Raw genomic sequence first — 26,264 nt, 5'->3', positions numbered from 1 at the left:
CAGTCTGATGCGTCACACGGACGCCGGTAGTTCGGGCTCTCCGGGAACCGAAACGGAGTTCTGGCCGACCGCCTGGGCATGAGGGTGGACAGGACCGTCGCGGTGGCGTCGGCCGGCTCGGCGTTGTGCGTCACGGTTGTCGTGTTCTGGGCGGGTGACGTGTACGCCGCTCTGGGAGACAGTGATCCGGGCAGACTCACGTCGCTGGCGTTCGGCATCGTGCGCACGCTCGCGAACGCCGCCGCCACGGTCGCGGTGGGAGCGCTCGCTTTCGCGGCGTTCGTCGTGCCCGCGCCACCGAAGCGGATCAAGCTGACCGCGCACGCGTACGCCGCCGTGCGCACTGCCGCGACGGCGGCCGCGGTGTGGGCCTGCGCGGCGACCTGCGCCGTTGTCCTGTCCGCTGCGGACGCGTCGGGGCAGTCGGCCGCGGTGGCGCTCGACCACCTCGGCGGGCTCGTGGCGGCGACCGAGGAACCGAAGGCCTGGATCTGCTCGGCTGTGGCCGCCGCGGTCGTGGCGGTGGGTGCGCGGGCGACGCTGACGTGGACGACCTCGGTGTTGTGGCTCGTGCCCGCGACCGTCGGTGTGCTGGCGCCGGTCATCGCGGGTCATGTGGCGAACGGCGCGTGGCACGACGTTGCGACCAACGCCATGATCTGGCACATCCCGGCGGCCGCGGTGTGGATCGGTTCGCTCGTCGCGCTGCGTGCGTATCTGCGCCGGCCCGGGACCAGCGCCACCGATGTCGTCGTGCGGCGCTATCACCGGCTCACGACGTGGTGCGTGGTCGTGGTTGTCCTCAGTGGATCGGTGGCCGGTGCGGTGCTGGCCGGACCTATCGGGCTGCACAGCGGTTACGTGGTTTTGTTGCTGCTCAAGCTTTCTGTGTGTGCGGCCGTGCCGGTGCTGCGGGCGCGCTGGGGTGTGCGCCGGCCGCTCGGTGTGGAGTTGGTGGCGGTGGGGCTGGCGATCGGCGCGTCGGCCGGGCTCACGCACCTCGTGCCGCCCGCGTGGTTCGCCCGCAGGCCTTCGCCTCAGGAGACGGTGCTCGGCTACGAGCTGCCGAACCCGCCGACGCCGGCGGAACTGGTTCTGGGCTGGCGGCTCGACCTCGTGCTGGGGCTGGGTGCCGTCGTGCTGGCGGTGGTGTACGTCGTGGCTGTCCACAGGCTGCGCCGGCGGGGCGACGGGTGGCCGGTCGGCCGGACGGTGGCGTGGTTGTCGGGCTGCGCGGTCGTGCTGGTGGTGACGTCGTCCGGTGTCGGCAGGTACGCGGCGGGCACGTTCAGCATGCACATGGTGGCGCACATGTCGCTCAACATGCTGGCACCGGTGCTGCTCGTGCTCGGCGGACCGGCCACGCTGGCGTTGCGGGTGCTGCCGCCGGGGCCGAGGCAGTGGGTGGCGGCGTTGCTGCACTGCCGCGCCGCGCGGCTGGTCGCGCATCCCGCGGTGGCCGCGACGACGTTCGTCGGGTCGTTCTACGTGCTGTACTTCTCCGAGCTGTTCGGTGCGGCGATGCGCTTCCACTGGGCGCATCAGCTGATGAACATCCATTTCCTGCTCAGCGGCTACGTGTTCTTCTGGCTCGTCATCGGGGTCGACCGCGCACCGCGCACGCTGCCGCACCTGGCCCGGCTCGGGCTGTTGTTCTCGGTGATGCCGTTCCACGCGTTCTTCGGCGTGATCCTGATGAACCACCAGACCGTGATCGCCGAGTTCTTCTACCGCACCCTCGGCCTCACGTGGGTGCCCGATCTTCTCACCGACCAGCGCCTGGGCGGCGGGATCGCCTGGGCCACGGGGGAGATTCCCGTGCTGGTCGTCGTGCTCGCGCTGCTGCGGCAGTGGGCGGTCGCGGACCGGCGCGAGGCCGTGCGGTTCGACCGCGCCACCGACACCGGGCACGACGACCGGCTGGCCGCCTACAACGCGATGCTCGCGGAGCTTTCCGGAAGGAAGAACTGACCTGTCATGACGACCACAACGGACGACGCCGTCGAGCTGTCGGTGTCCGGTATGACCTGCGCGGCCTGCGCCACGCGGATCGAACGCAAGCTGAACAAGGTCGACGGCGTGCGCGCCACCGTCAACTACGCCACCGAACGCGCGATCGTGCATGTGCCTCAGGGAATGCGCACCGACGACGTCGTGCAGGTCGTGCGCGATGCCGGCTATGACGCCTCCGTGGCCGGGCACGACCGCGAGCAGGCCCGGGACACCGTTGCCGGACTGCGGCACAGGCTCGTGGTCGCGGCCGTGCTGGCGATCCCGCTGGGCAACCTGTCGATCAGCCTCGCGCTCGTTCCCGCGTTGCGCTTCGCCGGCTGGGAGGCGTTGTGCGTGCTGCTCGCGCTACCGGTGGTCACGTACTCGGCGTGGCCGTTCCACCGTGCGGCGTTGCGCAACCTGCGGCATGGCGCGTCCAGCATGGACACGTTGGTGTCGCTGGGTGTGCTCGCCTCGTTCGGGTGGGCGTTGTGGTCGCTCGTGACAGGATCGTCCGGGCCCGGTTACTGGCTGGGTTTCGGTGTGACGGCGGATGGCGCGGACGCCGTGTACCTCGACGTGGCCGCGGGTGTCACGACGTTCCTGCTCGCCGGGCGGTACTTCGAGCTGCGGTCGCGGCGTTCGGCGGTGGGCCTGCTCACCGCGCTCGCGGGCATCGCGGCCAAGGACGCCAGGGTGCTGCGTGACGGCGTCGAGACGACGGTGCCCGCGGCGCGCGTGCTCGTCGGGGATCTGCTCGTGGTGCGGCCGGGTGAGGCTTTGCCCGCGGACGGTGTCGTGACCGAGGGGTACTCCGCGATCGACACGGCGTCGATGACCGGCGAACCGGTCCCGGTCGAGGTGGGGCCCGGCGACCAGGTCACCGGCGGCACGCTCAACAGCGCCGGTCGGCTGGTGGTGCGGGCGACGGCGGTCGGGGCGAACACGCAGCTGGCGCAGATGCGGGCCCTGGCCGAGCAGGCGGCCGAACGCAAGGCGGCGGTGCAACGCCTGGTGGACCGGGTGTGCGCGGTGTTCGTGCCGGTCGTTCTGGTGCTCTCGGCACTGACGCTGGCGGGGTGGCTGCTCACGGACCACTCCACGCGTGAGGCGTTCACCGCCGCGGTCGCCGTGCTGATCATCGCCTGCCCGTGTGCGCTCGGGCTCGCCACGCCGACCGCGCTGATGGTGGGCGTGGCCCGCGCCGCCCAGCTCGGCATCCTGGTCAAGGGGCCGGAGGCGCTGGAGGCCACCCGTGCGGTGGACACCGTCGTGCTGGACAAGACCGGCACCGTCACCACCGGCCGCATGGAGGTCACGCGGACGCGGTCGTTCGCGGACGTCGACGAGCAGGCCGTCCTGAGGTGGGCGGGCGGGGTGGAGGCCGCCTCGGAACACCCGATCGGCGTGGCGATCGCCGCGGCCTGTGCCGACGTGCCCGCGGTCACCGGTTTCGAGGCGTTGGTCGGGGCGGGCGCACGCGGTGAGGTCGAGGGCGCGCTGGTGGTCGTGGGGTCCGCGGAACTCATGGCGCGCTGGGACATCGCGGTGCCTTCGACGGCGGCGGGGTGGCTTTCCGGCCTGGGCCCGGCGACCGGGGTGCTGGTCGCCCGGGGTGGCGAGGTGGTCGGGGGTATCGCCTTGCGCGACACCGTGCGCCCGTCGGCGCGTGGTGCGATCGCCCGGCTGCACTCGCTCGGTCTGCGCACCGTGCTGCTCACCGGTGATCACGAAGCAGTGGCCCGGGCCGTCGCGGCGGAGATCGGCGTCGGTGACGTGATCGCGAACGTGCGGCCCGCGGACAAGGTCGCCGCCGTGGAACGGTTGCGCGCGCAGGGGCGTCACGTCGCGATGGTCGGTGATGGCATCAACGACGGTCCCGCGCTCGCCGCCGCCGACCTGGGTATGGCGATCGCGCACGGTAGCGACATCGCCGCCCAGGCCGCCGACGTCATCCTGGTGCGCGACGACCTCGACGCCGTCGCGGACGCGGTCCTGCTCGCCGGCCGCACGCTCGCCACCATCAGGGGCAACCTGCTCTGGGCGTTCGGCTACAACGCCGCCGCGCTCCCGCTGGCGGCTTTCGGTCTGCTCAACCCGCTGATCGCGGGCGCGGCGATGTCGCTGTCATCGGTGCTGGTGGTCGCGAACAGCCTGCGGTTGCGCAACCAGCTCGGGAACCGGACGGACGCGGTGACCGACCTGTAGGGGGACACCGAGTTTGGGGAGGCCATCGTGGAACGCCGGACTTTCTTGCGGGCATCGGCACTTTCCGCGGGTATCGCGGGCGCGGCGAGCGCGACCGCCTCGGCGGCGAACCCGCTGCGCGTGCAGGTGCTGATGTTCGACGGCGTGGAGGAACAGGACTTCGTGGCGCCTGTGGAGGTGCTGGGCCTGGCAGCGAAGATGTCGGGCGGCGCGGTGCGCACCACCCAGGTCACCACGGGCAAGCCGGGGATGGTCACGTGCACGTACGGCACGAAGGTCGACGTCGCGCACGGTTGGTCGCCCGATGACGCCGACCTGCTCGTGGTGCCCGGCGGCGGCTACCTCGACAAGACCGGGCCGGGCGTGCGCAAGCTCATCTCCGACCAGTCGTTCCTGCGTCGCCTGGCTGCCGCGGACGTGCTGCCGGTGGGCATCTGCACCGGCACGATGCTGCTCTCCGCGGCCGGTCTCACCCGAGGCCGCAACGCCACCACGCACACCGGGGCGAAGGCCGACCTCGCCGCGCAGGGCGCGACGGTGATCAACGCGCGCGTGGTCGACGACGGCGACCTGATCACCGGCGGTGGCATCACCTCCGGCCTGGAGGTCGCGCTGTGGCTCCTGGAGCGGTTCCTCGGCGCCCAGACCGCGCACCGGGTGGAGACGGTGCTGGAGTACGAACGGAGGGGCACTGTCTGGCGCAGGTGAGCGCCGCGTCCGGGTTCAGCCGGAACTCCCCTGCCGCGGCATCCGACCACTGAGGTGTGAGGACTGTCGTGACCGCGGTGTCCACGGCCGCGATGGCCGTGTCGATGCTGCAACTGTTCGTGCTGGGCGCGTTGGGGCCGGTGCTGGTCGCCGAGCTCGCGGTGGCCGAGTGGCAGCTCGGCGCGCTGGTCGCGGCCGGGTTCGGGGTGGCGACGCTGCTGTCGCTGCCCGCGGGGTCACTGGTGGACCGCGTCGGGCCCCAGCGCAGCCTGGTCGGGCTGTTCCTGGTGAGCGCGGTGGCGTTGACGGTGCTGGCGGCTGCCGGATCGGCCTGGTGGATCGCGGCGGGGGTCGCGCTGGGCGGCATCCCGCAGGCGCTGGCCAACCCCGCGACGAACAAGGTGGTCCTGGCGGCCGTGGCACCGGAGCACCGCGGGCCGGTGACGGGGTGGAAGCAGTCCGGTGTGCAGCTGGGTGCGTTCGTGGCGGGTGTGCCGCTCGCCGCGGCGGCCGCGGTGGCGGACTGGCGCTGGGGTGTCGGAATGCTCGCGGTGCTGTGTCTGGTCGGTGCGGCGGTGTCCGCACGGCTCACAGTGCCCACGCCTCCTGCCAGGAGCGGGCCACCCGGCGACGGCGTGGGTGACCGGGTGCGTGCGCTGGCGGCGTTTTCGTTGGCGCTCGGTTTCGGGCTGGCGTCGGTGAACACGTTCTTCGCCCTGTACGGCGTGCAACGGCTCGACCTGTCCGCACCGGTCGCGGCCTGGCTGATCGCGGTGATGGGACTGGCCGGCATCGTGGGCCGGGTGTGGTGGAGCGGTGCGGCCGGCGGGGCGGACGATCCCGCCGCGGTGTTGCCGTTGCTGGGACTGGGGGCTGTCGTCGCGGTGGCGGTGGTGGCGCTGGCGGACCAGGCGCGGTGGCTGGTGTGGTTCGGGGCGGCGGGGATCGGCGTGTTCGCGGTGGCGGGCAACGCCGTGTCGATGGTGGCGGTGATGCGGGCGGTGCCGCAGGAACTCGCCGGACGTGCGGCGGCGGTGGCGTCGGCCGGGTTCTTCGGCGGCTTCGCCGCCGGGCCGCCGCTGACCGGGCTCGTGGTGGGCCGGGCCGGTTACATCTGGCTGTGGGTCACCGTCGGGATCGTGTTCGGGGTGGCGGCGGGTATCGCTTTCTTGGTCACGCGGCGCACCGCGGTGACGATGTGAACGACTGGGCGCACGACCTGGTGCGCCGGATGTGTGACCAGGTGGACGGGACCGAAGCCGCTACCGGGGACCGGTTTCCGCTCTACCTCCACGATGGACGGTGGAAGACCTCCGCTCGTGGGTCGTGGACGGGCGGGTTCTGGGCCGGGCTGCTCACCCTGCGAAGGCTCGCCACCGGGGCCGGGGACGTCGCACCGGTGCGGGACCGGCTGGACGTGTGGGCGGAAGCGGACACGGTGCTGCGCGGCATGATCTTCTGGTACGGCAGCGGCGCGGAACGACTGGGGCTCATCGCGCCGCGTCCCAGCACGGCGGAGGTCGCGGACAGCCTCGCGAGCAGCTTCGACCCGGAGCTGGGCGCGATCCCGTGGGGCACCGCGTTCTCCGCGGACGGCCCTGACATCCGCGCGGACGGGGCGGCCGGAGTCGTTCCGCTGCTGGAGACCCACGGCCACCACGACATCGCCCGCCGCCACCGGGACGCGCACGGGCACCTCGTCCCGGCCTGGCCGCGAGGCAAGGCCTGGCTGTTGCTCACGAACCCAGGCGGGTGGAATCTGTCCACCCGGGACAGTTCCGCGCAGGCGATCGCCGCTGTGGCGCTGTTGAAAGCAGGCGAGCGCGGTGAAGGCGAGCGACTGCTGCGGACCCTGCCGGAAGGCGCCGAGTACGACGGCCTGACGGGGCTGAAGGTCGTGTGGGGCGAGTTCTTCACGTTCCTCGGCGCCGCCATCGTCACCGGCCTGGTGCCTCCCGACGCCTGGTGAGCAACCGGCGTCCGGTCGTGGTGACGTGCAGTTCGTCCGCGCCGTCGAGGATGCGGGCGGCCCGCGCCACGCGCAGCAGCCGGGGCAGGCCCGTTGCCGCGGTGAGTCCTTCCGCGCCGTAGATCTGGATCGCGGCGTCGACCGCGGTGTTCAACGCGCGTGCGGCGGCGACCTTCGCCAGGCTCACCTCGACCGGCGCACGCTCGCCGAGGGCGACCAGCTCGGCGGCTTCACGGGTGAGCAGACGCGCCGACCTCACCTCCAGCTCGGACTCGAAGACCAGGCGCTGCACCAGTTGCCGGTCGGCCAGCACGCCGTCGCCGAGCGCCCGGGACACCGCCCGGTCCGCGAGCAGGTCGAGGCATCGCTGTGCCTGGCCGGTCCAGCGCAACGCCCGCAGGGTGCGCCCGAGCGCGAGACGTTCGCCGGCCAAGCGCATGCCCTGCCCCGGTTCGCCGACCAGGTGGGTCGGCGGCACCCGGACCGCGTCGAAGGAGATCTCGTGCTGCCCGCCGGTACCGAGGACGTCGAGCTCCCGTTCGACCCGGAACCCACCGGCGGGCACGGCGACGATGGAGAAGCCGTCGCCGGTGCGCGCGACGACCAGCACCAGGTCTGCCCGCGCGGCGCCGCTGGTGAACCACTTGCGGCCGGTGACGGTCCACCAGCCGTCCGCGCCACGTTCGGCGGTGGTGCGCAGCCCGGAGGGGTTCGAGCCCGCGACGCCGGGCTCGGTCATCGCGTAGCTCATGTGCACACGGCCGGCCACGAGGTCTTCCAGTACGGCGTCTTGAAGCTCCGGGTGGGCGTGCGCGGCGAGCATCCGCACGGTGAGCAGGCTGGCTGAGCCGACGACGTCCGGGCCGTGGTCGCTGCGTCCCTCGTCTTCGGCCACGGCGAAGTAGTCGGCCAGCGGCTGGCCACCACCGCCCAGTTCGGCCGGCAGCGGCCGCGCCCACAACCCGGCGTCCTGGGCGAGCGTGCGCAGCTCGAGGCCTCCACCCGCGTCCAGTTCGGGCTCCGCCGGTATGACGATCTCGTCCACGAACCGGCGCAACGCGCTGTGACCTGTCACCGGCACATCACACCATCGCGGGAACCCGGACGGTTATTCGTACGACCTCTGAGTCATGACGGAAGCCACAGCGGTGCACGCCTCGGCTCTGGAGGGCGCGACCGCGTCGGTCTCGGGCACGAGCGCGGCAGCAGGCCTGATGCGCGCGCATCTCCGCGCGCTGGGAGCGGAGGTCCACGACAGTTCCACCGAGAACGCGGCCGAAGCACTTATCGTACTGCGTAACGGTGATCGGCACGCGGTGACCGTGGACTGGGCCGGACCGGTGATGGTTCCCGGGCTGCACGACGAGGCGACCGTCCAGGCCGCGTGCGGTGTGATGCACGTGCACGGCAGGCGCTCCGGCTCACCGCGTGGAATCGGTGTCGACTACTGCGGCACGGCGGCGGGCGTGCTCGCGATGACCGGGTTGCTGGCCGCGGTCCTGCGGGGCGAACCGCGCGTGCGGACCAGCGTGGCCGAGGCGGCGTTGCTGACGATCTCGCAGTACCTCGCCGCCGCGGGGGCGGACGAGGCCGAGGCGGTCGACCTGAGGCCCGGTGGCCCGCCGTTCGTCAGTGCGGACGGCGTGCGGTTCGAGGTCGAGGCGCTGCTGCCCGAGGTGTGGGCGGCGTTCTGGACCGCGCTCGGCGCCGACAGCGCGGCGATCCGCGGCGGCTGGAAGCCGTACCAGTTCCGGTATGCGACGGCGACCGCCCCGATCCCCGACGTACTGCACACGGCTACTCGTGCCGCCATGTTCACGAAGATCACCGAAGCCGCCGCCGTCAGCGGTGCGAGTGTCTGCGCGTTGTACGGCCCGATCGAGCCGATCACCACTCCGTGGCGCATCGAGCCCACCGAAGGCCGCGCTACGCGGGACGGCGCGGAACTCGTGGTCTACGAAGCGGGTCGGCGCATCCAGGCACCGATGGCCGCGCATCTGCTGGGTTTGCTGGGCGCCACCGTGATCCGGGTCGAGCCACCGGGCGGTGACCCGCTGCGCGGCATGCCGCCGGTGTGCCGGGACATCTCGGCCCGCTGGCTCGCGCTCAACCGCGGCAAGGGCGCCGTCGAGATCGACCTGAAGGACCCGGCCGACCGGCAGCGGCTGCGCGACGAACTGGCGGACGCGGACGTGTTCCTGCACAACTGGGCGCCGGGCAACGCGGAGAAGTGGCGGCTCGCGGCGCCTGACCTGCCGGGCGGCATCGTGTACGCGCACACCTCCGGCTGGGGTGGCGGTGATCTGCCGGACGTCCCGCTGGGTACCGATTTCATGGTCCAGGCCCGCACCGGTCTGGCCGGGCTCGTGCGTCCGTCCGATGAGGACCCCGCGCCGTCGCTGATGACCCTGGTGGACGTGCTCGGCGGGCTGATCGGCGCCGAGGCGGTGCTGGCCGGCGTGCTCACCCGGCGGCTCACCGGCCGTGGCGTCGCCGTCGAGAGCAGCCTGCTCGGCGCCGCCAGCGCGCTGCTCGGCGGTGCGCGCGAACGACCGGCGCCGGGCTTCCGCGTCCCCGTCGACGGCCGCATCGACGGCGTCGACGTGGTCACCGATCTCGCGGCACTGCCGGGTGATCCCCGCTTCGCCGCTGTTCTGGGCCGCGACGACCGCGGCTGTCCGGCTCTCGGCTCCCCGTGGAGGTTCTTGTGACACTCGCCGCAACCGCCGCCGTGCAGCACCTGACCGACCTGGTGCCTTACGAGGTCCGCCGTGGCTGGGCCGCCGAAGGTCTCTACCGCGATCGCGATCTGCACTCGCTGTTCCGCGAGCACGTGCTCGCCGCCCCCGGCCGCACCGCGATCGTCGACGCGGACGGCGAGATCAGCTACGCCGGGCTCGACCGGATGGCCCGCTCGCTCGCCGTGGGCCTCGCGGGCATGGGGGTGGAGCAGGGTGACGTCGTCGGCGTCCAGCTGCCCAACGGCAGGCTGGCCTGCGCGTTCGACCTGGCGATCGCCGCGCTGGGCGCGATCTGCCTGCCCTACCCGGTCGGTCGCGGCGACCGCGAGGCGGCGAGCCTGCTCAGCCGTTCCGGTGCGGTCGCCGTGGTGACCACGACGTTCTACGGCGACTACCCCTGCGCCCGGCGCACCCGCGCGTTGGCCGGTGAGCTGCCCGAGCTGCGGACCGTCATCGCGGCGGGCGACGGGCCGGTACCCGCGGGCTGCGTTCCCGTGGCGGCGTTGCTGGCTGCCGACCCCGCCCGGTTCTCCCCCGCTTCTCCCGACCCCGACGGTCCGGCGCGGATCCTGGTCACCTCCGGTTCCGAGGCGGCCCCGAAGATGGTCCTCTACTCGCACAACGCACTCGTGGGCGGCCGTGGCCGGTTCGTCGGCGAGCTGATCGGCGACACCCCGGAGCTGCGGAACTACGTGATGGTGCCGCTCGCTTCGTCCTACGGCAGCAACGGCACGTCGGTCACGCTCGCGGTGCACGGCGGCACGCTCGTGCTGCTGCCCGGGTTCGACGCGACCGCGGCGCTGGCGATGATCGAACGCGCCCGGCCGACGCACGTGCTGGCGGTGCCGACGATGCTGCGGATGATCGCCGACTCCCCCGAGCTCCACCGGTTCGACACCTCCAGCCTGAGGGTGGTCGCACTGGGCGGTGCCGCGCTCGACGCCACGACCGCCGCACGCGTCCGCGACACGCTCGGCTGCACGGTGGTCAACGTCTACGGCTCGGCGGACGGCGTCAACTGCCACACCGCGCTGAGCGACCCGCCCAGCCACGCCGACACCGCCGGCCGCCCCAACCCGGCCGTGGCCCGGCTGCGGATCGTGGACGACTCGCTGCGCGACGTCCCGCCCGGTGAGGTCGGTGAGATCGTCTCGCTCGGCCCGATGTCCCCGATGTGCTACGTGGGCGCTCCCGAGCTCAACGAGCGCTACCGCACCCCGGACGGCTGGGTGCGCACCGGCGATCTGGGTCGCATCGACGCCGACGGCTACCTGCACGTCGTCGGGCGGCGCAAGGACGTGATCATCCGCGGTGGCCTGAACATCAGCCCCGCGGAGGTCGAGGCGCTGCTCGCCACTCACCCCGCGGTGCGTGACGTGGTGTGCGTGCCGGTGCCGGACGAGGTGCTGGGCGAGCGGCTGTGCGCGTGCGTCGTGGCCGATCCGGCGCCGACGCTGACGGAGCTGACCGCGCACTTGGCGGCGCAGGGCCTGGAACCGCGCAAGTTCCCCGAACACCTCGTCGTGGTCGACGCGCTGCCGCTCGGCGCGGCGGGCAAGGTCGACCGCCGCGCCGTGCAGGACCTCGTCAGGCCTTGAGGGCCTTGGAGATCTCCTCGGCGTTCATCTCGAAGACGCCGAGGAGATCGAGGTCCTCAGCACGAAATGACCAGCCGGATGAACTGTTTGTCGATGACCTGGCCGTCGCTGAGAGCACCGTCCGGCGTGTTCGCGCGGTAGGCCGTGATGGTCGGCTGAGCGGTGCGGTCCTCGTCCCAGGCACGGATTGCGGTGCACAGCCGTTCGGCGAGCTGCACTCCGACAGGGCCGTGGCCGATCGCTCCGAGTTCCCAGCGCTTGTCCTGCGCGTCGGGCTCGGGATTCTTCAACGTCATGTACGCCAACGACTCTCCGTCGGCGAGGGCGACGCTGCTGTACCGGAAGGCGGGCCTGGCCAGTCCAGCCTCGACGGCGTCGTTCCCGGCGCAGAAGCGCACCGTCCCCGGCTCGACGGCGGTGACCAACGGCCAAATGAGATCGGTGGACTCCATTGCCACGATCGACGTGCCGGACCACACGGTGCTCGCAGGGGTGTCCAGAACCCCTTGCAGGGCATCGAGATCTACGGACTGGTCAGGGTCCCAGCAGAGCAGGACGTCGTCAGCGATCTCGCCTTTCTGCTCGCCGTTCTGGCCGTCGCCGATCATCGGGATGAAGCCGCACAGCTGGCTGTCGGTGGCGCGCAGAACCCCGTTGTCGTTGACGAACGCGACGCTGCGGGTTTGACCACGCCAGGTCAACGGGACCACGAGTCGACCACCGGGTGCGAGCTGGTCGAACCAGGCCGGCGGCAGGTCCCAAGGACCGACGGTGACGATGATGCGGTCGAACGGGCTGTTCTCGGGGTCGCCGAGCGCGCCGTCTCCGGTGATGACGTGGACGCGGTCGTAGCCGGTGGCGGCGAGTGCCCGTTGGGCGTGCTCGGTGACGTCAGTGTGGATGTCGATGGTGCTGACGTGGCCGGTCTCGCCAACGAGTTCGGCGAGCAGGGCGGCGTTCCAGCCGGTGCCGGCGCCGATCTCCAGAACGCGCTGGCCGGGATGGGCATCGAGCTGGTTGAGCATCATCGCGACGACGGTGGGCACGGAGATGCAGCTGGCGGGCCTGCCTCCGGGAGGGCCGGGCTTGATGGTGATGGCCCGGTTGGCGTAGGCATCCTCGATGCTCGCATCGGGCACGAACGGGTGGCGGGGAACCGTGCGCAGGACCCGCTCGACCTCGGCCGACAGCGCTTGGCTGTTCTCCACGATGTGGTCGACCATCCGGTTGCGCAGGTCTTCGGGCTGGGTTTCCGTGGTGGTCATCCCGTTCCTCTCGTGTTCGGTGGTGCGGTCCGGTGCGGCGAGGAGCAGGCACGCGTCCCAGTGGAACGCGGGCTCGGTCGCCGAGTACAGGGCCAGCGCGACTCCGGTCGCGCCCTCCAGCAGGCCGTCCCCGGCCGGTGGCCGGTGATTGCGCAGGTGCTGTTGGAAGTCGTTGTGCAGCCGTGGCAGGAGTGTCGCGAGTTCGCTGCCGGGGCCAGCGTCGTCAGCGGCGCGGCGGACAGTCTGGACCAGTCCGGCCCAGCCGTGGCACAGCGACGCGCCGTCGAGCTGATCGAGCTGCTGTTGGTCGGTGATGCACGAGGCGAGCGCGTTCTCGGCGCTGCGCTGCCGCTGGTGGTCGCCGTGGGCGATTCCCGCGAGCTGCTGTGCGCGGGTGATGCCGGGGGTGCCGTAGCACCACGACGGCCTCTGCGGACCGGTCTGGCTGGTGGTGCCGGAGCGCCACTCGTGCAGGCTGATGGTGCCCGGCCACCATGGTGTGGTGTGGGTGCCGAGCTGCCAGCGATCGAGCACCCTGCAGGTCTGCTCGATCGCCTCGGTGTGGCCTGGCACGGTGATGCCGCTGATTTTGGCGGTCGCCAGTAAGGCCAATGGCCCGGTGACGCCATGGGCGATCGACAGGTTGGCGTGTCCGCCAGGCCACCGCGGGCAGGGGCGATCGGCGGGTTCGTTGCTGGTCCACCAAGCGGGCAGCTGATCGCCGTCGAACGTGATCGGCTCGCACACCAGCCGCACGAGGTAGGACAGCACGTCGTGTAGCAGCGCGTCGTGTCCGGTATGTAGCAGGTAGGTTCCGATCCCGGTCAGCCCGTTGATCAGGTCGAACTCGCGCAGACGTGCGGGGAGTCCGTCGTCGATGCGCTGGTGGGCTGCGTCGAGACGATGCCGCGTCAGGCGTGAAATGTGTGTGTCGAGAATGTGCAGCGAGCGAGCATAGGCAGGATTTCCCGTGGCGCGCAGCACGAACGCGACGGCGGGCGCGCCGTTGAACAGACACGCGTCGAGGTGGGCGGCGAGCGGGCTGCGAGTCATCGCTGCGACCCACGGGCGTGCGGCTGGCCAGTCAGCGAGGCCGGCGCGAGCTTGTCCGACGTGCAGCAGCGCGGTTCCGGCCGCGCCGTAGGACAGCGACTGTCCCCATGCGGGAGTGGGATCGTGCTGTGGCGGCTCGGCGGGTGAGGTTGTTGACGTCATTGAGAATCGCCACCTTGGTGCATTGCCCGCCAGGCCAACGCGGCGTGCCTGGTGAGGCGCTTGCACAGGCGCTCGTGGTCGGGATTGATGCCGATGGCCCGGTTGTGGTGCATGTGCAGCAGCGACTCCAGTGAGGAGTTGATGTCGACGCCGGTGCCGGAGTGCAGATGCCCGCGGTAGGTAGTCAACGTCTCGGCGCGGGCCTGCCAGGCCTGCTCGACCGATTCCGTCCAGCCGGGTAGTTGCCGTAGCGCGGTCTGGTCGACCGAGATTCGCATAGCATCGTCGAGGATGTCCCGCGCGATAGTGACGGCGGGCGCCGCGCGGTTGATCAACCAGTTGGCCGCGTTGGCGGGCGTGCCGAGAAGTCCGCGGACGATGCCGACCATGTTCGCCACGGCCAGCGCGGTGGCGTTGACCGACTTGGCGGGCAGGGCACGGAGCATGGCGGCGACCAACTGCGAGTCGGTGGCGAAGACGTCCTCGGCCGCTTCCAACGCCGCGCCGTGCCCGTAGCGGCCGATCTCGGGCTGGTAAGAGGCGAACCGAACGTCCGTGATCAAGCCTGCCTGCCGCACCCGCTTCGCCCATTCCCCTACCGCGATCGTGCACGCAGCGTAGTACTCAGCTGTGGGCCGCAGACGTAGCCGGAGGTGATCGGTTTCGTGTCGGCTGTGGTATCGCACGAACCACCAGGCGGTTCCCTCGGGAAGGGCCTTGAGCAGCTGCGGCAGGCGCGTCGTGAGGATGCCGTCGATACGCTCCGGGTGGGTGTGGATCTTCGCGGTGAGCCAGGTGGAACCGGGATCGCCGGGGAGTTGTCCGTGCTGGTTGGTTACCTCAGGTAGCGGACCATGCAGCGGGGAAGGGGCGGCAGGGCGGGTGGTGACCAGCGGTAGCGCGATCTCGTGTGCATGGCCGTCGATCCAGCCGTAGTCGGCCACGTCGGTGGCCTCGTAGAGGATGGCCTGGCCGTGCTTGACGAGGTGGTTGTGCAGGAGCGTGGCGTGGACAGGCTCGTCCAGACTCAGCCGCAGCGTGCGGTCGGCGTCGCGCAGCTCCACCACGTCCGGACAGTTCCAGCGTATCCGCCACGCGGCGAGCAGCTCGCACCAGCCCTGCGGTTCGGTGCCCTCTGGCGGCAGGTCGGTAGTGGACAGACGCCACTGCGCTGGGGACAGCACTGTGCGGCCATAGCGCACCCGAGGCAGCACCGGCAGGGTCACGTGCGGACCCCAGTCGAACTGGTACCAGGAGGCGCTGAACGCGCGCGGCAGCTCGGCCAGGAACCGTGCCAGCGGATGCGGCTGCTTGTCCAGGGCGAGGGCATGGAACACCTGCGGTTCGACCACCCGACGCCGTGAGCGGCTGACCAGGTAGAGCCGGTCACGGGTTGCACAGACGGCCAGGTCTTCCAGCGGAATCAAGGTCGTGGGGTCGTCGTGGCCGCGGTGCTCGCCCAGCGGGATCATGTGATCGAGGTAGGCGGGTACCCGGCAGACGTTCTCTGCAGGAACGAACTTCGGGCCGAAGCTCAGTTGCGCTCGCAGCGCGCCTTCGGTAGCGGCGGGCAGGGCCCGGTAGGCCTCGGCGAGACCGGACCCGGTGGCCATCGGGGTGAACCGGCTGGTGAGGGTTCCGGCTGAGCGGGCGGGCGCGACGGTGAGCGTGAACTCGTCCCGGTTTAGCGCGTCCACGCTGGCACAGTGCACGCGCGCGGCCAGCTCGACGTGCGGCGGGATGTAGCGCTCGTCGAAGTCCGGGTCGGTGAGCGCAGCGAGGTCGTTGTCGGACAAGACAATCTCGCGGCTGCCGTGGGCCATCGCCTGCCATGCCAGTGCCAGAAGTCGTTCGTCGCGTGGCCCGAGCGCGACGGCAGGAGCGGAGCGCAGGCTGCCATGGAAGCGTGCCGGATACCCGAGGCCGGCGTCGGGCGACACGACCTCGAGTAGCGGCACCAGCGTGCCAACGCCGTAGCGATCGGTGAATTCGGCCTGATACTCGCGCCAGGCCGGGTCACCGGCGGGGTGGCGGGTGGTGCGCAGTAGTGCGCTTGCGGCGGCTGCCATCTCCTGCGCGACCTTGATCGGCAGTTCGACGGTGTTATCCAGCAACAGATCCGCGGCGATGGGCGTTCGTCCTGCTGGGGATAGCGTGCGCATGTGGTTGATCAATGCTGCGCGGGCCTCGTGCTGCTCAGCACCTGAGGTCGTGTGGGCGTTGTGGTGCCGCAGCTTGGCGTGCACCGCGTCAAGCTCGCCCAGCAGGTCTGCGATCTCGGGCAGTTCGGCGGCGTTTGCGTCATGCAGGACGGTCATCACGTGGGTGAACGGGTCGGTGACGGTGAACGGAGCGCGGAGGCTGGTCAGCAGGAATCCCGGACGCACGAGTAGAGCGGTGATGCTGTCGCGGACCTTAAGGCGGTCGGTGGTGAAGTCGTTGGCCAGCTTGTCGATGAGGTCGCCGAAGCGCATCGGTGTTGCTGCGGCCTGCCACGCGGTGAGGATCGCGGAGGTGCACAGCACCCTTGCCCGGTCCGTTCCCTGCGGGAGCTCCAGCCGGTCATCCCGGCGCACTGTTAGGTCGTTGGCCGTGACGTATAGGCGTTCGAGCAGCTGTGGGCAGGCTTCGGCTCGCGTGATGATGTCGGCCAGCCACTGCGCGTCGACCCGTGCCGCGGCCCGGTGCCCCGCTCGCAGCTCGACACGCCCGACCGCAGCCAACGTCACAGGAGCAACGCCGGCGAACAGCCCGAAGGGCGTGGGCCGTCCGATGCTGCGCAGCACGTAGCGCACGGCGGACACGGTGGCGCTGCGCAGCTGCTTGTCCGACATGGTGTGCCCGGCGCGGATGGCGTCGACGCGGTCGGCCAGCGACGGGCTGGCCTGCCGCACAGCCGCGGCCAAACCGTCGCGTGCCCACATCTGGTCAAGCCATGCCCGGCAGGAAGCGATGTCGGTCAGGTCGGGCCACTGGTCGGGAGCACTGCTCAGCGGTGTAGCCGCGGCTCGCAGCAGCGCGACTCCAGTGTGCCGATACAGCGGCTTGTGGTCAGCGTGACGCATCCGTTCCTCCAGACCTGGCAACGAGAATGAGTGCCTCGGGGACCAGAGCCGCCTGGTCCCCGAGGCGCATCGGGAACTTCTGGTGTCACACCCCTCCGGTGACACACGCTGACGCGCAGGTCGGGTCGCAGCCGTCGTCGGTTCCGTTGGTGCAGGGGTTCATCGCGGCGTCAGCTGGGACATCGGTGATGAACTCCAAGTGCTCCAAGGCGAACAGATCGTCTGCGGCGATGGGCTCGTCGAGCATGATCGATGACATGGCATCCCCTGTTTGTTCGTCGGTTCAACGTCAACCTGGCTGGAAAGCGTTGTGGAGCAACGGCATTCAAGCCAGGGCTTACCGGGCGGCTCATGAGTGAGCACCCGGAAGTCATCACGGTCCCGCTGGGCCGGTGAACCACCAGCTCTGGTCGACCTGCAGGACGTCGGTCACGGTGGCCAGTTCATCTGTGTCGGCGTCCGTATCGGCCATCGGCTCTGGCGTTGTCGCCGCGAGCATGTCGGGGGTGATGACAGGCATCTCGATGGTGTCGAAGTTGTTGCCGGGCCAGTCCCACGTGGTGCCGTCCGCGCTCCACTCCAGGTGCAGCGGTCGTCCTTCGGCGACGGCGTTCTCCAGCAGCTCGGGAACCGTCATGCCCCACTGGTTGCCCTCGCGGTAGGCGTGCTGAGCGGCCACGGCGCTCACCGCCAGCGGCTGCTGTCGTCCACCTTCGACCCGACCTTCTGCAGGCAGTCGTCGCAGAAGCTGCCGCTTGGCGACTTGCCCGCCTTCACGATGTCGAGCACCCGGCCGCACTCGGTGTCCACCGTGCCGTCGCCAGGACCGGCGCTGTCCCCGATCGCATGGGTCAGGTGGTCCAGCGGCGAGGTCCACCAGACGTGGCCGCTCACCGGTTCTCCTGGCGCGCAGCAACGCGAAGGCGAGCCTGCCCGCCGTAGGTCGGCAGGCTGGTTGCGCGGATCGACGCGGTGAGCCGGTCACGGGCGGCCAGCCAGCCCGGATCGGTGGCGAGCGATTCGAGTGCCCTGCTGCCACCGGGCGATCGAGCGGAATCGGCGTTGGGCAAGGACATGTTCGGCGTCTCCGTTCACGTACGGCGCGACCCGCATACCCGAGGAAGAGAGATGCGGGTCGCTGCTCGTAGGGCTCTGCGCCGGAATGGCCGACCAGATCAGCACGGTGTCGGCACTGAGAAGAGCGCAGGATGCGGTGGACGCGGCGTCACGGCCGGAGCTTCGCGGAGCAGCCGGCCGTGACACCGCAGCATGCGAACGGAAGGTCAGGACCTGCGCGACCTGATGCTGCAACCTCGTCAATAGCGAAGATCCCACTTGGCGTCACCTCCCGTATCTGGAAAGTGACGCTAGGTGGGACCCTGGATCGCTATTTCACAACTTGTGAACGGACGGCGTGGATCACCCGGATGGGGCTACACCGACCCTGTAGGCCAGGCCGCGAAGGTCACGGCCGCCAGCCTCACGCCTGGCCTGAGCGAGCAGGCCTGCTACTGACTCGCGGACGAAGACGTTGTTGCGAACCTTCTGCGGAGCCAGCTTCTCCGCCTCCAGAAGTGCGGCGAGGCCCTGATCGCGGTGCTTGCGCTCGGTCAGCAGGCCGCGGCCGACGTCGATCCAGAACTGGGCTTGACGGGACTTGGACACCCCGGCTGGTCGCACGGTGGAGCCGATCTCGCGGACCTTCGCGCCCGCGCCGAGCTCCAAGCCGATGGAGACCTTCCAGATCCCCACATTGGTGCGGCCGAAGTTGGTCTGCATCCACGGGCTGACATCCGGCTCGATCCGATCCGCGAGCGCGGTGGCCTCGGCCAGGTGGGTCTGGGCGGCGTCGGCGTCGCCCCGCGACGCGCACGCCAGGGCCGCGGTGAGGTGCGCGAGTCCTTGAACTTCCACCCGCGCACCGGGAAGCTGCGCGGTCTGCACGGCGAGGTCGTACTGACGAGATCGGTTGGTGCCACTGATTAGCTGTGCGCGTTGGTAGGCGGCATAAGACAGCCAGACCGGGTCATCGAGCTCCTCGGCTGCTTCACGCATCCGCTCGACCGCCAGCACAGGCAGCCCGGCCACGCCGAGGTCGTGCGCGAAGTAGGCCACCGCCTTGTAAGTCGCGATGAGCCCCACCAGAGCAGCCGTGCGCCGCTTCGGGTCGCTCGCGGCGACCAGCAAGTCTCGGATCAGCGAAGGCAGCAACGCGCCCTGGGCGGCGTAGTCGGCGTTGGGCCGCAGCGTGAGGTTGAGCAGATCCAGCTCAGCGCTCACCTGCTGCCACGGCCGCGCCGGTGCGTCGGGCACCTCACCGATCCGCCACGCGGTCATTGCGTCTTCGACCTCGAAGATATGCCCATGGGCCTCCTCGGAGGCCGCATCGGTCGGCGCGTAGGGCTTGCCAGTCAGCTCGGCCGGCGACACGCGCAGCGCGTTGGCCAGCGCCTCCAGCGTCGCGCGCTGGTTCACCGGCCGCAGCCCTCGCTCGATCATGCTCAGGTAGCTCGGTGCCATGCCCGCGAGCTGCGCTGTCGCGGTCAGACTCATTCCCCGGAATGAACGGATCTCACGCACCCGTCGACCGATGTGGGTCCCGTCCACGGCCACCTGCCCCTCGTCGGAGACTCATGTCATCCGAGATACCCCTCTGGTCGACGCCAGGAACAGTACCTCTCGGCGTACCAGGCTAGCTGCCGACCGAAAACCACGAGCAGTGATCGCTTCACCAGCCGCATCCGTATCCGACGGGTCTCCGTCTTGCCTGCTCGCGCTGCCGCTCGGCGCGGCGGGCAAGGTCGACCGCCGCGCCGTGCAGGACCTCGTCAGGCCTTGAGGGCCTTGGAGATCTCCTCGGCGTTGGTCTTGAAGACGCCGAGGAGATCCAGGTCCTCACCGGGGTAGTTCACGATCTTGACCTGCTTCGCGGACGAACCGGGCAGCACGGTGCCGGTGGACATGTGCACGTTGTCGAACACCAGGTCCGGCTGCTTGCCCGACAACTCGGCGAGCTGCGCCGGGGTGACCGGCTGCGGGCCGAACGTGCCGACGACCTCGGCGCCGGTGATCGCGGCCATGTAGGCGACGAACGCGTGGCTGACCACCCTCGGCGCCTTGCCGCCGGGGAACGAGCCGCTCACCTGCGTCTTGGCCTCGGCCAGGGTGCTGTCGAACCTCTTCAGCCACTCCTGCGCGGCGGGCGTCGTGCCGAGCAGCCCGGCCAGGCGCGTCACCTCGGCGCGCACCACTTCCGGCGCGTTCTCCAGCTTCACCGCTTCGACCTTCGCCGAACCGCCCGCGGCCTCCTTCAGCCTGGCCGCGAACCCCTCGAACTCCGCGTACAGCACGAGATCCGCCGTGGCGACCGCGGCGAGGTCGGACGGTTTGGGGTCGTAGTCGGCGGCGTGCGCCACGGTCGCCGGCACGACGACTTTCACGTCGGTCGCGCCCGCGGCTTTGGCCAGCGCGGCCTCCCACGCCGTCGCCGCCACGACCTTCTTGCCGGCCGGGGCGTCCGAGGCCGCGTTGGGTGCAGTCGTCTGCGCGCCGCCGCCGCAGGCAGTCAGCGCGAGCAACGCGCCGATCGCGACGAGCTTGATCTTCACGGTTCAGGTTCTCCTCATCGGTGGCAATTGGGCGAGCAGGGCGATCACGCCGGCCAGCAGGACGAGCACCGGACCGGGCGGCTGGTCCAGCGCGAGTGCGAGCAGCAGTCCGGCAACGGCCACCACAAGACCGATGCCGATGGACGCGACGACCATGCCGGTCAGCCCGCGACCGATGCGCCGCGCGGCCAGCGCGGGCAACAACGTCAGCGCGTCCACGAGCAGCGCGCCGGTGAGTTTGACGGCTCCGGCGATCGACACCGCGATCACCACGAGCAAGACCATCGTCAACGGACCGGTGCGCACGCCCGAACAGGCGGCGAGTTCCCGGTCGTGCAACAACAACGACAAATCCCTGCGGCGCCACCAGAACAGCGCAGGAATCGCCACCGCCAGCACCGCGAGCACAACGAGGTCGACCGGCCGGGTCGACAGGATGGATCCCCACAACAGTTCGAACGCACCGTTGGCGTTCACACCGGAAATCGACAACACCAGCAGTGCGACGGCGATCGCGAGGCTCATCAGCAAGCCCATCGCGCCGGACAGACCAGCCGAGGTCGTGGCGAACGGCGCGAGCCCACCGCCCGCCAGCGCGCACAGCGCCAGCGCCCACAGCAGCGGATCAGTGCCGGTGAGCAGGCCTATGGCGCTGCCCAGCAACGCCACGTGCATGATCGCGAACCGCACCGGGTAGATGTCGAGACCGACGATCAGCACCCCGACCGGCGGCAACGCGATCGCGCCGAGCAGCAGGCCGAAACCCGCGCGCTGCACCGGAACCAGCGCGAGCAGCTCCGCGATCACGCGACTTCCCGCAGACTTCCGGCGGCCATCTCCACCACGCGGTCGCACGCATCGGCCACCGCGCGGTCGTGGGTGGCGACCACGAGCGTCACCGGCAGTTCGGTGAGCACCGCCGCGGCTTCCTCCTGCCCGGCGAAGTCCAGTGCGGCGGTGGGTTCGTCGGCCAGCAGCATCCCGGCACCCGCGGCCACGGCACCGACGGCGCGGGCGAGCCACGCCCGTTGCGCCTGCCCGCCGGACAGGGTGTGCACCCCGCGCGACTCGAGCCGTGCCAACCCCAGACGTGCAGCCGCCCCACGTGCGGCCGCACCGTCACCGCTGCTGTCGAGGAGTTCGCCCAGCAGCAACGGGAACCGGCCGGTCGACCGCAGCTGCGGAATCCACGCCACCTCGCCACGCCGCCTGCGCCACTGCGCCGAGGTCCCCGCTCGCCGGCCGCCGACTTCGATCACCCCGCCGGAGACGGGCTGGAACCCCAGGACCGCACGCAGAAGGGTCGACTTGCCGGAGCCGTTGGTACCGATCAGGGCGACTCGAGTACCCGCGGGCACGTCGAGGTCGACGGAGTGGACGGCGGGATGCCTGCCATAGCGGCAATGCACTCCCTCCAGCAGCAGGGACAACGCGGTCACGTGCCACAGGTCGTTCACCCGGCCGGGATAGTTCCGGCGAATCTCAGCCGGCTTCGCTGGCGTCCTGCCCGGCGGCCCTGACCAGGTCCTCACGCGCCCGAGCGACGCGCGAGCGGATCGTCCCGATCGGACACCCCACGATCTCCGCGGCCTCGGCGTAGCCCAGCCCGAGCACCTGGGTGAGCACCAGCGCCTCGCGCCGCTCCGCGGCCAGCCCGTCGAGCAGGACGTTGAGCTCGACGGCTTCGGTGAAGCCGGACGACGTGCCCTGCCCGCGGTCCGCCGCCTGCACCCAGTCGACCCCCGGCGAGACGCGGGGCCTGGACCGAGCCATCCTCACCTGGTCGACCACCACCCGCCGGGCGATCGACAACAGCCACGTCCTCGCCGACGACCTGCCCTCGAAGTGCCGCAGGCTCGGCAACGCGCGCAGGAACGTCTCCTGGGCGAGATCATCGGCCACGCCGACGTCCGCGAGGTGGGCGACAAACCGCCACACGTCGCGTTGAGTCGCCCGCACGAACCGCTCCAGGGCCTCCCGGTCACCCCCGCGGGCCTGCAACGCCCAGCGGGTCACCTCGTCATCGGCGGAGTTCACGGGGCCGAATCGTAACGGCCACGGCTTCGGGAACTCACCGGCCATTCGGACCGACCAGTGGAGCATGTTCGGCCAAATCGTCCGTGAAGCGCTCTCAGCCAGCCTCGACGGTGGGCGCGCACCCCGTCGCGCCTCCGCTCACAGATCGGCGGGAACCAGGCAGGCCACATGACCGACAATGTCCACGTGGACTGCAGCACCTGCCGTGAAGCCCTGTCCGCGCGACTCGACGGGGAGGACGAAGGCGTGCCCGCCGACCAGGTGGACGCGCACCTGGAGACGTGCGCGGACTGCCAGGAGTGGCACGAGACCGCCACCGCGCTCACCCGCACCCTCCGCGTGCGGCCGGCGACCCCGGTGCCGGACCTGGCAGCGGAGGTGCTCGACGCGGCGCCCCCGATCGTCCCGCCCGCGCCACGCGGCTGGCTGCCGCGAACGTTGCTGGGCGGCGTCGCGATCGCCCAGCTGACCCTCGGCCTCGCCCAGGTGCTGGGAACCGGCGCGTCCCCGCACGGCGCCCACGTCACCGGTGTGGACAGCAGCCACCTGTTCAACGAGAGCACCGCCTGGAACCTGGCACTGGGCCTCGGCCTGCTCTGGGCGGCGCTGCGCCCCGCCGCGACCGCGGGCCTGCTGCCCGTCACCGCCGCGTTCGTGGCCGTGCTCATCCCCTACTCGGCCAGCGATCTGCTCACCGGCGCGGCCACCGCGGGCCGCGTCCTGTCCCACTCGCTGCTGCTCGTCGGCCTCGCCCTGCTGGCACTCGTGCACTTCCGCGACCGAGGCCCTGGCGGCCGCACACCGGTGCGGGACAGCGACTCCACCGACACCACGGGCTCACCCGACTCCCCTCGGCGCGCCGATCAGCCGAGTCCCCGCCGCCGCATCCGGCTGCGGCCGGTGAGCCGGCGCCACGCGGCCTGACCGCTCCACTGACGTGAGGGCACCTCGATGACCTCCCGTCGCATGGTCGCGGCTGCTACTGGTGTCGTGGCGCTCGGTTCGACTGCCCTGCTCGCCCCGGTGGTACACCGAAGCTCAAGAGCAGCGAGCTCGCCGAGGAACAGCACCGCTGAAGCAGGTCGAGCCGGCGTTCACCGAAGCGGTCACGGCGAATCGCCCTCTCAAGCAAGGCTTCCGCCTCTCGGGTGATCGTTCACACGCCCGGAGTCGCTGCCCGGCGGTAGCGGCACGCCTGTGCCGTGTCGTCGTCGCCATCCTGCCCGCCGATCGAATCCGGTTGGCGCGGGGGCGACAGCGGAGGGTGAGCGGGGCGCGTGGTGCGGTGATGTCGAGGCCTGCCGTCCCCGGCGGGAATCGTTACGGTGCCGATCGTGCCGTTCATCGACATCGTTCCAATCGGTCCCGCTGGCTCCGGCAAGACGTGCCTGCTGGCCGCGATGAAGCAAGGGCTCGACACGTACTCGCCTGACGCGGTTCCCGTGCTCAGCGCGGATCCGACCACCACCTTGAGGCTGGACCACACGTGGGGTGGGGTGCGGGCCGACGGGTCGGGATGGCCCGCGGCCACCGACCGCGACGCGTGGGCGGAACTGTGCTTCGAGGCGGGGTGTGATGACGGGGAGCCGTTGTACGAGGTGCGACTGGTCGACTACGACGGGTCGTGTGTCACGGTGGACGGGCATCCGGTGAGCCGGACGTTGGCGGCGCGCGTCCGCAGGGCTGATGCGGTGCTGTGCGTCCTGGACGGCGCGCGGGTCGCGGCCCTGCTCGACGGTGACCGCGCATTCTTCGACCACACCATGTCCGGGGTGTGGAAGCTGGCCGCCGGCCGGGGCAAGGTCGTGCGGTTCGTGGTGACCAAGTGGGACCTGCTGGAGGGGCGTGCCACGTTGGCCCAGGTTCGTGACGCGCTGGTCGGGGTGCCCGGTTTCGTGGCGGCGGCACGACGGTCCTCGGGGTGGCGCAAAGCACCTGGGTCGGTGGGGCTGATCCCGGTCAGCGTCGTCGGCGAGGAGCCCGGGCGGCAGGCGGTGGTGCCGTTGTTGTCGGTGCTGGCGCCGGTGCTGCAGGTGGCCGCCGAACGGGCGCGGCGCACGGGGCGGGGTGGTTCGGCGGCGGCCGAGGTCGGAGTGAACTGGTTGGCGCAGGCGGTGACGGCGGAGGCGGTGCGGCGGGTGCTGCACCGCCTGGTGGGCGAGGTGCCGGACGGACGTGGCGCGCGGCGGTACGCGGGACACGCGGCGGTGGGGGCGTCGATGCTGGTGGAGGCTGCGGTCAGAACCTGGTCCGACCGGGCCCTGCGCCCTGCTGACGGACAGGCGGCTCGGGCGAGGTCGCTGCGGCGCGCGGCCGAGGCGTACCAGTGGGAGCTGGACGGCTTCCGCCGCAGGTTCCCGGCCTCCGCCCTCCACGGTGTCGTCTCATCGCTGCCGACGCCGTTGCGGCGTCGGGTCGGTTGAGCGCCGCCAGGACCGCACGCCGAGCAGCGCGCCGGCGACGGTGGCTGCGATCAGCACTGTCTTGCGACGTGTGGTGACCGGGGTCAGCGCGGGTCGTCGGCCGTGGCGGCCGGTCCAAGTGGTCAGGCGGCGGCCCAGGACCCATTCGCGGAACAGCCACCAGGCGTTCAGCGGTCCGGTGAGGTTCTGCAGGACGATCCAGCTGGGCAGGCATCTCACCGTGGTGCGCCATCCGAGTTGCCGGACCGCGACCGCGACCGAGGCGACGGTGACCACGATCCACAGCGGGCTCCACCAGCTGCGCAGTCCGCGCACCATGCCGTGGCGGGCCACGTAGAGGGGCAGGGTGCAGATGGCCATGCCGCCGACGAGGGAGTCGACGACCTGGGAGGCGACGATGATGAACGCTCCGCCGTCCATGACGGGAGCACGGTGTTTGACCATGGTCTGGGCGAATCCGGCGGTCCAGCGGTGCATCTGGGAAAGCAGCTCGGTCAGCGAGGTGGGTTCGCCGGTGTAGACGAACGCTTCGGGGGTGAAGGCGACGCGGTGTCCGAGGCGGTGCAGGGTCCAGGTGAGGTTGAAGTCCTCGGTGATGTTGTCGTCGGGGTAGCCGCCGACCTCGCGCAGCACGTCGGTGCGGTGGCAGTTGGCCATGCCGCTGAGGACCAACTGCCGGTGGAACACGTCCTGGAGTGGCCGGACCCAGCCGTTGGCGATGGCGTGGTAGAGCGTGCGGTAGCGGCTGTAGGGGGTATCGGTGTCGCGGGGCATGGCCGAGGGGCAGGTTCCGGCGTAGCCGCGGCGCAGGGTGGCCATCATCTGCTCCACCGCGCGAGGGGACAGAGTGGCGTCGGCGTCGAGCGCGACGACGGCGTCGCTGGTGATCCTGGGCAGGGCCATGTTCTGCGCCGCCGCTTTCGATCCGCCTTTGCCTTCGATGACGACCACACCCAGACCGCGGGCGATGTCGGCGGTGCGGTCGGAGCAGTTGTCCGCGACCACGATGATCTGGTCAATCGGATAGCTCTGTGCGCGGCAGGATTTGATCGTACCCGCAATTGACGCCTCCTCGTTGTGCGCCGGGATCACCAACGACACGCTGCTCGGGAAGTCCGACCACCCCCTTTCCCCGAAATACCCTGGGGTCGTATTCCGTTCGCCTTCGATCAGCCTCATGTGTGCGTCTTCCGCCCTCATTCGAGGGTGTCCCCAATCCGATTCGAACCAATGCCGACACTGTCAACAGAACCGCGCCGATGCCGCTGCTGGCCAGCAAGGACATAACCCTCCCCGTGTCGCGCCCTACTACACAGCATCGCTTGTCCAGCCGCTGGGTAGCGATACCTCGATCAGGTAGGGCCGGGATCGGAAAGCGTCGTCACCAAACGTGACAGCGAAGCTGGACGCGGTAATTCAGGCTCACCTGATGCGA

21 protein-coding genes are annotated in these 26,264 nt (G+C 70.7%); 9 read left to right on the top strand and 12 right to left on the bottom strand.

The window, feature by feature from the left end; all coding sequences use genetic code 11:
• The first annotated feature begins 78 nt into the window (after positions 1-78).
• The 5 genes from BLQ91_RS29755 to BLQ91_RS29735 all read left to right on the top strand — a co-directional run bounded on the left by BLQ91_RS29755 (position 79) and on the right by BLQ91_RS29735 (position 6,877).
• A complete protein-coding gene (locus BLQ91_RS29755; protein ID WP_090102126.1) occupies positions 79-1,971 on the top strand; it encodes a cytochrome c oxidase assembly protein in 1,893 nt (630 codons plus the stop codon).
• Positions 1,972-1,977: 6 nt separating this feature from the next.
• Positions 1,978-4,200, top strand: coding sequence for a heavy metal translocating P-type ATPase (locus BLQ91_RS29750; RefSeq protein ID WP_090102125.1), 2,223 nt, complete (start codon positions 1,978-1,980; stop codon positions 4,198-4,200).
• Positions 4,201-4,227: 27 nt separating this feature from the next.
• A complete protein-coding gene (locus BLQ91_RS29745; RefSeq protein ID WP_176960019.1) occupies positions 4,228-4,908 on the top strand; it encodes a DJ-1/PfpI family protein in 681 nt (226 codons plus the stop codon).
• Between the two features lie 68 nt (positions 4,909-4,976).
• Positions 4,977-6,110: an MFS transporter gene (locus BLQ91_RS29740; protein WP_090102124.1), complete on the top strand. Its 1,134-nt coding sequence runs from the start codon at positions 4,977-4,979 to the stop codon at positions 6,108-6,110.
• The gene (locus BLQ91_RS29735; RefSeq protein ID WP_090102122.1) at positions 6,107-6,877 is read left to right on the top strand and encodes a hypothetical protein; all 771 of its coding nucleotides are present in this window, start codon (positions 6,107-6,109) and stop codon (positions 6,875-6,877) included. Before BLQ91_RS29740 ends, BLQ91_RS29735 begins: the two co-directional genes overlap by 4 nt.
• Here the strand turns inward: BLQ91_RS29735 and BLQ91_RS29730 are convergent.
• Entirely contained in the window at positions 6,846-7,952 is a 1,107-nt protein-coding gene (locus BLQ91_RS29730; RefSeq protein ID WP_218130454.1) for an acyl-CoA dehydrogenase family protein, read from the bottom strand. The genes BLQ91_RS29735 and BLQ91_RS29730 overlap by 32 nt on opposite strands.
• A gap of 55 nt (positions 7,953-8,007) precedes the next feature.
• Here BLQ91_RS29730 and BLQ91_RS29725 point away from each other — a divergent pair, with 55 nt between their 5' ends.
• Together BLQ91_RS29725 and BLQ91_RS29720 are read left to right on the top strand one after the other, a co-directional pair.
• On the top strand, positions 8,008-9,588 hold the full coding sequence (locus tag BLQ91_RS29725) for a CoA transferase (RefSeq protein WP_090102120.1): 1,581 nt from the start codon (positions 8,008-8,010) through the stop codon (positions 9,586-9,588).
• Positions 9,585-11,216: an AMP-binding protein gene (locus BLQ91_RS29720; protein ID WP_218130453.1), complete on the top strand. Its 1,632-nt coding sequence runs from the start codon at positions 9,585-9,587 to the stop codon at positions 11,214-11,216. Before BLQ91_RS29725 ends, BLQ91_RS29720 begins: the two co-directional genes overlap by 4 nt.
• 56 nt (positions 11,217-11,272) lie before the next feature.
• Here the strand turns inward: BLQ91_RS29720 and fxlM are convergent, their stop codons facing one another.
• The 10 genes from fxlM to BLQ91_RS29670 all read right to left on the bottom strand — a co-directional run bounded on the left by fxlM (position 11,273) and on the right by BLQ91_RS29670 (position 22,451).
• Complete coding sequence (gene fxlM / locus BLQ91_RS42215) at positions 11,273-13,696, bottom strand: methyltransferase, FxLD system (RefSeq protein WP_218130452.1); 2,424 nt, start codon at positions 13,694-13,696, stop codon at positions 11,273-11,275.
• Complete coding sequence (locus tag BLQ91_RS29705) at positions 13,693-16,761, bottom strand: lantibiotic dehydratase (RefSeq protein WP_090102118.1); 3,069 nt, start codon at positions 16,759-16,761, stop codon at positions 13,693-13,695. The genes fxlM and BLQ91_RS29705 overlap by 4 nt, the downstream gene beginning before the upstream one ends.
• Before the next feature lie 373 nt (positions 16,762-17,134).
• Positions 17,135-17,440, bottom strand: coding sequence for a hypothetical protein (locus tag BLQ91_RS29700; RefSeq protein WP_143022871.1), 306 nt, complete (start codon positions 17,438-17,440; stop codon positions 17,135-17,137).
• Positions 17,441-17,445: 5 nt separating this feature from the next.
• Positions 17,446-17,655, bottom strand: a complete 210-nt coding sequence (locus BLQ91_RS29695; RefSeq protein ID WP_090102114.1) for a hypothetical protein — start codon at positions 17,653-17,655, stop codon at positions 17,446-17,448.
• Positions 17,652-17,837: a hypothetical protein gene (locus tag BLQ91_RS40555; protein WP_143022870.1), complete on the bottom strand. Its 186-nt coding sequence runs from the start codon at positions 17,835-17,837 to the stop codon at positions 17,652-17,654. The genes BLQ91_RS29695 and BLQ91_RS40555 overlap by 4 nt, the downstream gene beginning before the upstream one ends.
• Positions 17,838-18,180: 343 nt before the next feature.
• Entirely contained in the window at positions 18,181-19,341 is a 1,161-nt protein-coding gene (locus BLQ91_RS29690; protein WP_342670673.1) for a helix-turn-helix domain-containing protein, read from the bottom strand.
• Between the two features lie 248 nt (positions 19,342-19,589).
• The gene (locus BLQ91_RS29685; RefSeq protein ID WP_090102112.1) at positions 19,590-20,369 is read right to left on the bottom strand and encodes a metal ABC transporter substrate-binding protein; all 780 of its coding nucleotides are present in this window, start codon (positions 20,367-20,369) and stop codon (positions 19,590-19,592) included.
• 3 nt (positions 20,370-20,372) lie between these two features.
• Entirely contained in the window at positions 20,373-21,176 is an 804-nt protein-coding gene (locus BLQ91_RS29680; RefSeq protein WP_090102110.1) for a metal ABC transporter permease, read from the bottom strand.
• Positions 21,173-21,826: an ATP-binding cassette domain-containing protein gene (locus tag BLQ91_RS29675; RefSeq protein WP_245733897.1), complete on the bottom strand. Its 654-nt coding sequence runs from the start codon at positions 21,824-21,826 to the stop codon at positions 21,173-21,175. The genes BLQ91_RS29680 and BLQ91_RS29675 overlap by 4 nt, the downstream gene beginning before the upstream one ends.
• Positions 21,827-21,851: 25 nt before the next feature.
• Entirely contained in the window at positions 21,852-22,451 is a 600-nt protein-coding gene (locus BLQ91_RS29670) for a sigma-70 family RNA polymerase sigma factor (protein WP_090102108.1), read from the bottom strand.
• Positions 22,452-22,574: 123 nt separating this feature from the next.
• On the opposite strand from BLQ91_RS29670, the gene BLQ91_RS29665 reads away from it, so the two are divergent.
• A complete protein-coding gene (locus BLQ91_RS29665) occupies positions 22,575-23,330 on the top strand; it encodes a zf-HC2 domain-containing protein (protein WP_245733895.1) in 756 nt (251 codons plus the stop codon).
• 410 nt (positions 23,331-23,740) lie between these two features.
• Positions 23,741-24,829: a GTPase domain-containing protein gene (locus tag BLQ91_RS29660; RefSeq protein ID WP_143022869.1), complete on the top strand. Its 1,089-nt coding sequence runs from the start codon at positions 23,741-23,743 to the stop codon at positions 24,827-24,829.
• On the opposite strand, the gene BLQ91_RS29655 is transcribed toward BLQ91_RS29660, so the two are convergent.
• On the bottom strand, positions 24,791-26,008 hold the full coding sequence (locus BLQ91_RS29655) for a glycosyltransferase family 2 protein (RefSeq protein WP_176960018.1): 1,218 nt from the start codon (positions 26,006-26,008) through the stop codon (positions 24,791-24,793). The two genes, BLQ91_RS29660 and BLQ91_RS29655, sit on opposite strands and share 39 nt — an antisense overlap.
• Positions 26,009-26,264: the final 256 nt, after the last annotated feature.

This window comes from Lentzea jiangxiensis (assembly GCF_900104175.1).
In the GTDB taxonomy this organism is placed as follows: Bacteria; Actinomycetota; Actinomycetes; order Mycobacteriales; family Pseudonocardiaceae; genus Lentzea; species Lentzea jiangxiensis.
The sequence above is the reverse complement of the archived record's forward strand: the minus strand, read 5'-3'. Positions and strand labels throughout refer to the sequence as shown.

What these genes read in the sequence shown, in the direction of transcription:
- BLQ91_RS40555 (WP_143022870.1), bottom strand. Translation starts at nt 17,837, where the DNA reads ATGTCCTTGCCCAACGCCGATTCCGCTCGATCGCCCGGTGGCAGCAGG.
- BLQ91_RS29750 (WP_090102125.1), top strand. Translation starts at nt 1,978, where the DNA reads ATGACGACCACAACGGACGACGCCGTCGAGCTGTCGGTGTCCGGTATG.
- fxlM (WP_218130452.1), bottom strand. Translation starts at nt 13,696, where the DNA reads ATGACGTCAACAACCTCACCCGCCGAGCCGCCACAGCACGATCCCACT.
- BLQ91_RS29725 (WP_090102120.1), top strand. Translation starts at nt 8,008, where the DNA reads ATGACGGAAGCCACAGCGGTGCACGCCTCGGCTCTGGAGGGCGCGACC.
- BLQ91_RS29755 (WP_090102126.1), top strand. Translation starts at nt 79, where the DNA reads ATGAGGGTGGACAGGACCGTCGCGGTGGCGTCGGCCGGCTCGGCGTTG.
- BLQ91_RS29705 (WP_090102118.1), bottom strand. Translation starts at nt 16,761, where the DNA reads ATGCGTCACGCTGACCACAAGCCGCTGTATCGGCACACTGGAGTCGCG.
- BLQ91_RS29665 (WP_245733895.1), top strand. Translation starts at nt 22,575, where the DNA reads ATGACCGACAATGTCCACGTGGACTGCAGCACCTGCCGTGAAGCCCTG.
- BLQ91_RS29655 (WP_176960018.1), bottom strand. Translation starts at nt 26,008, where the DNA reads ATGAGGCTGATCGAAGGCGAACGGAATACGACCCCAGGGTATTTCGGG.
- BLQ91_RS29670 (WP_090102108.1), bottom strand. Translation starts at nt 22,451, where the DNA reads ATGGCCGGTGAGTTCCCGAAGCCGTGGCCGTTACGATTCGGCCCCGTG.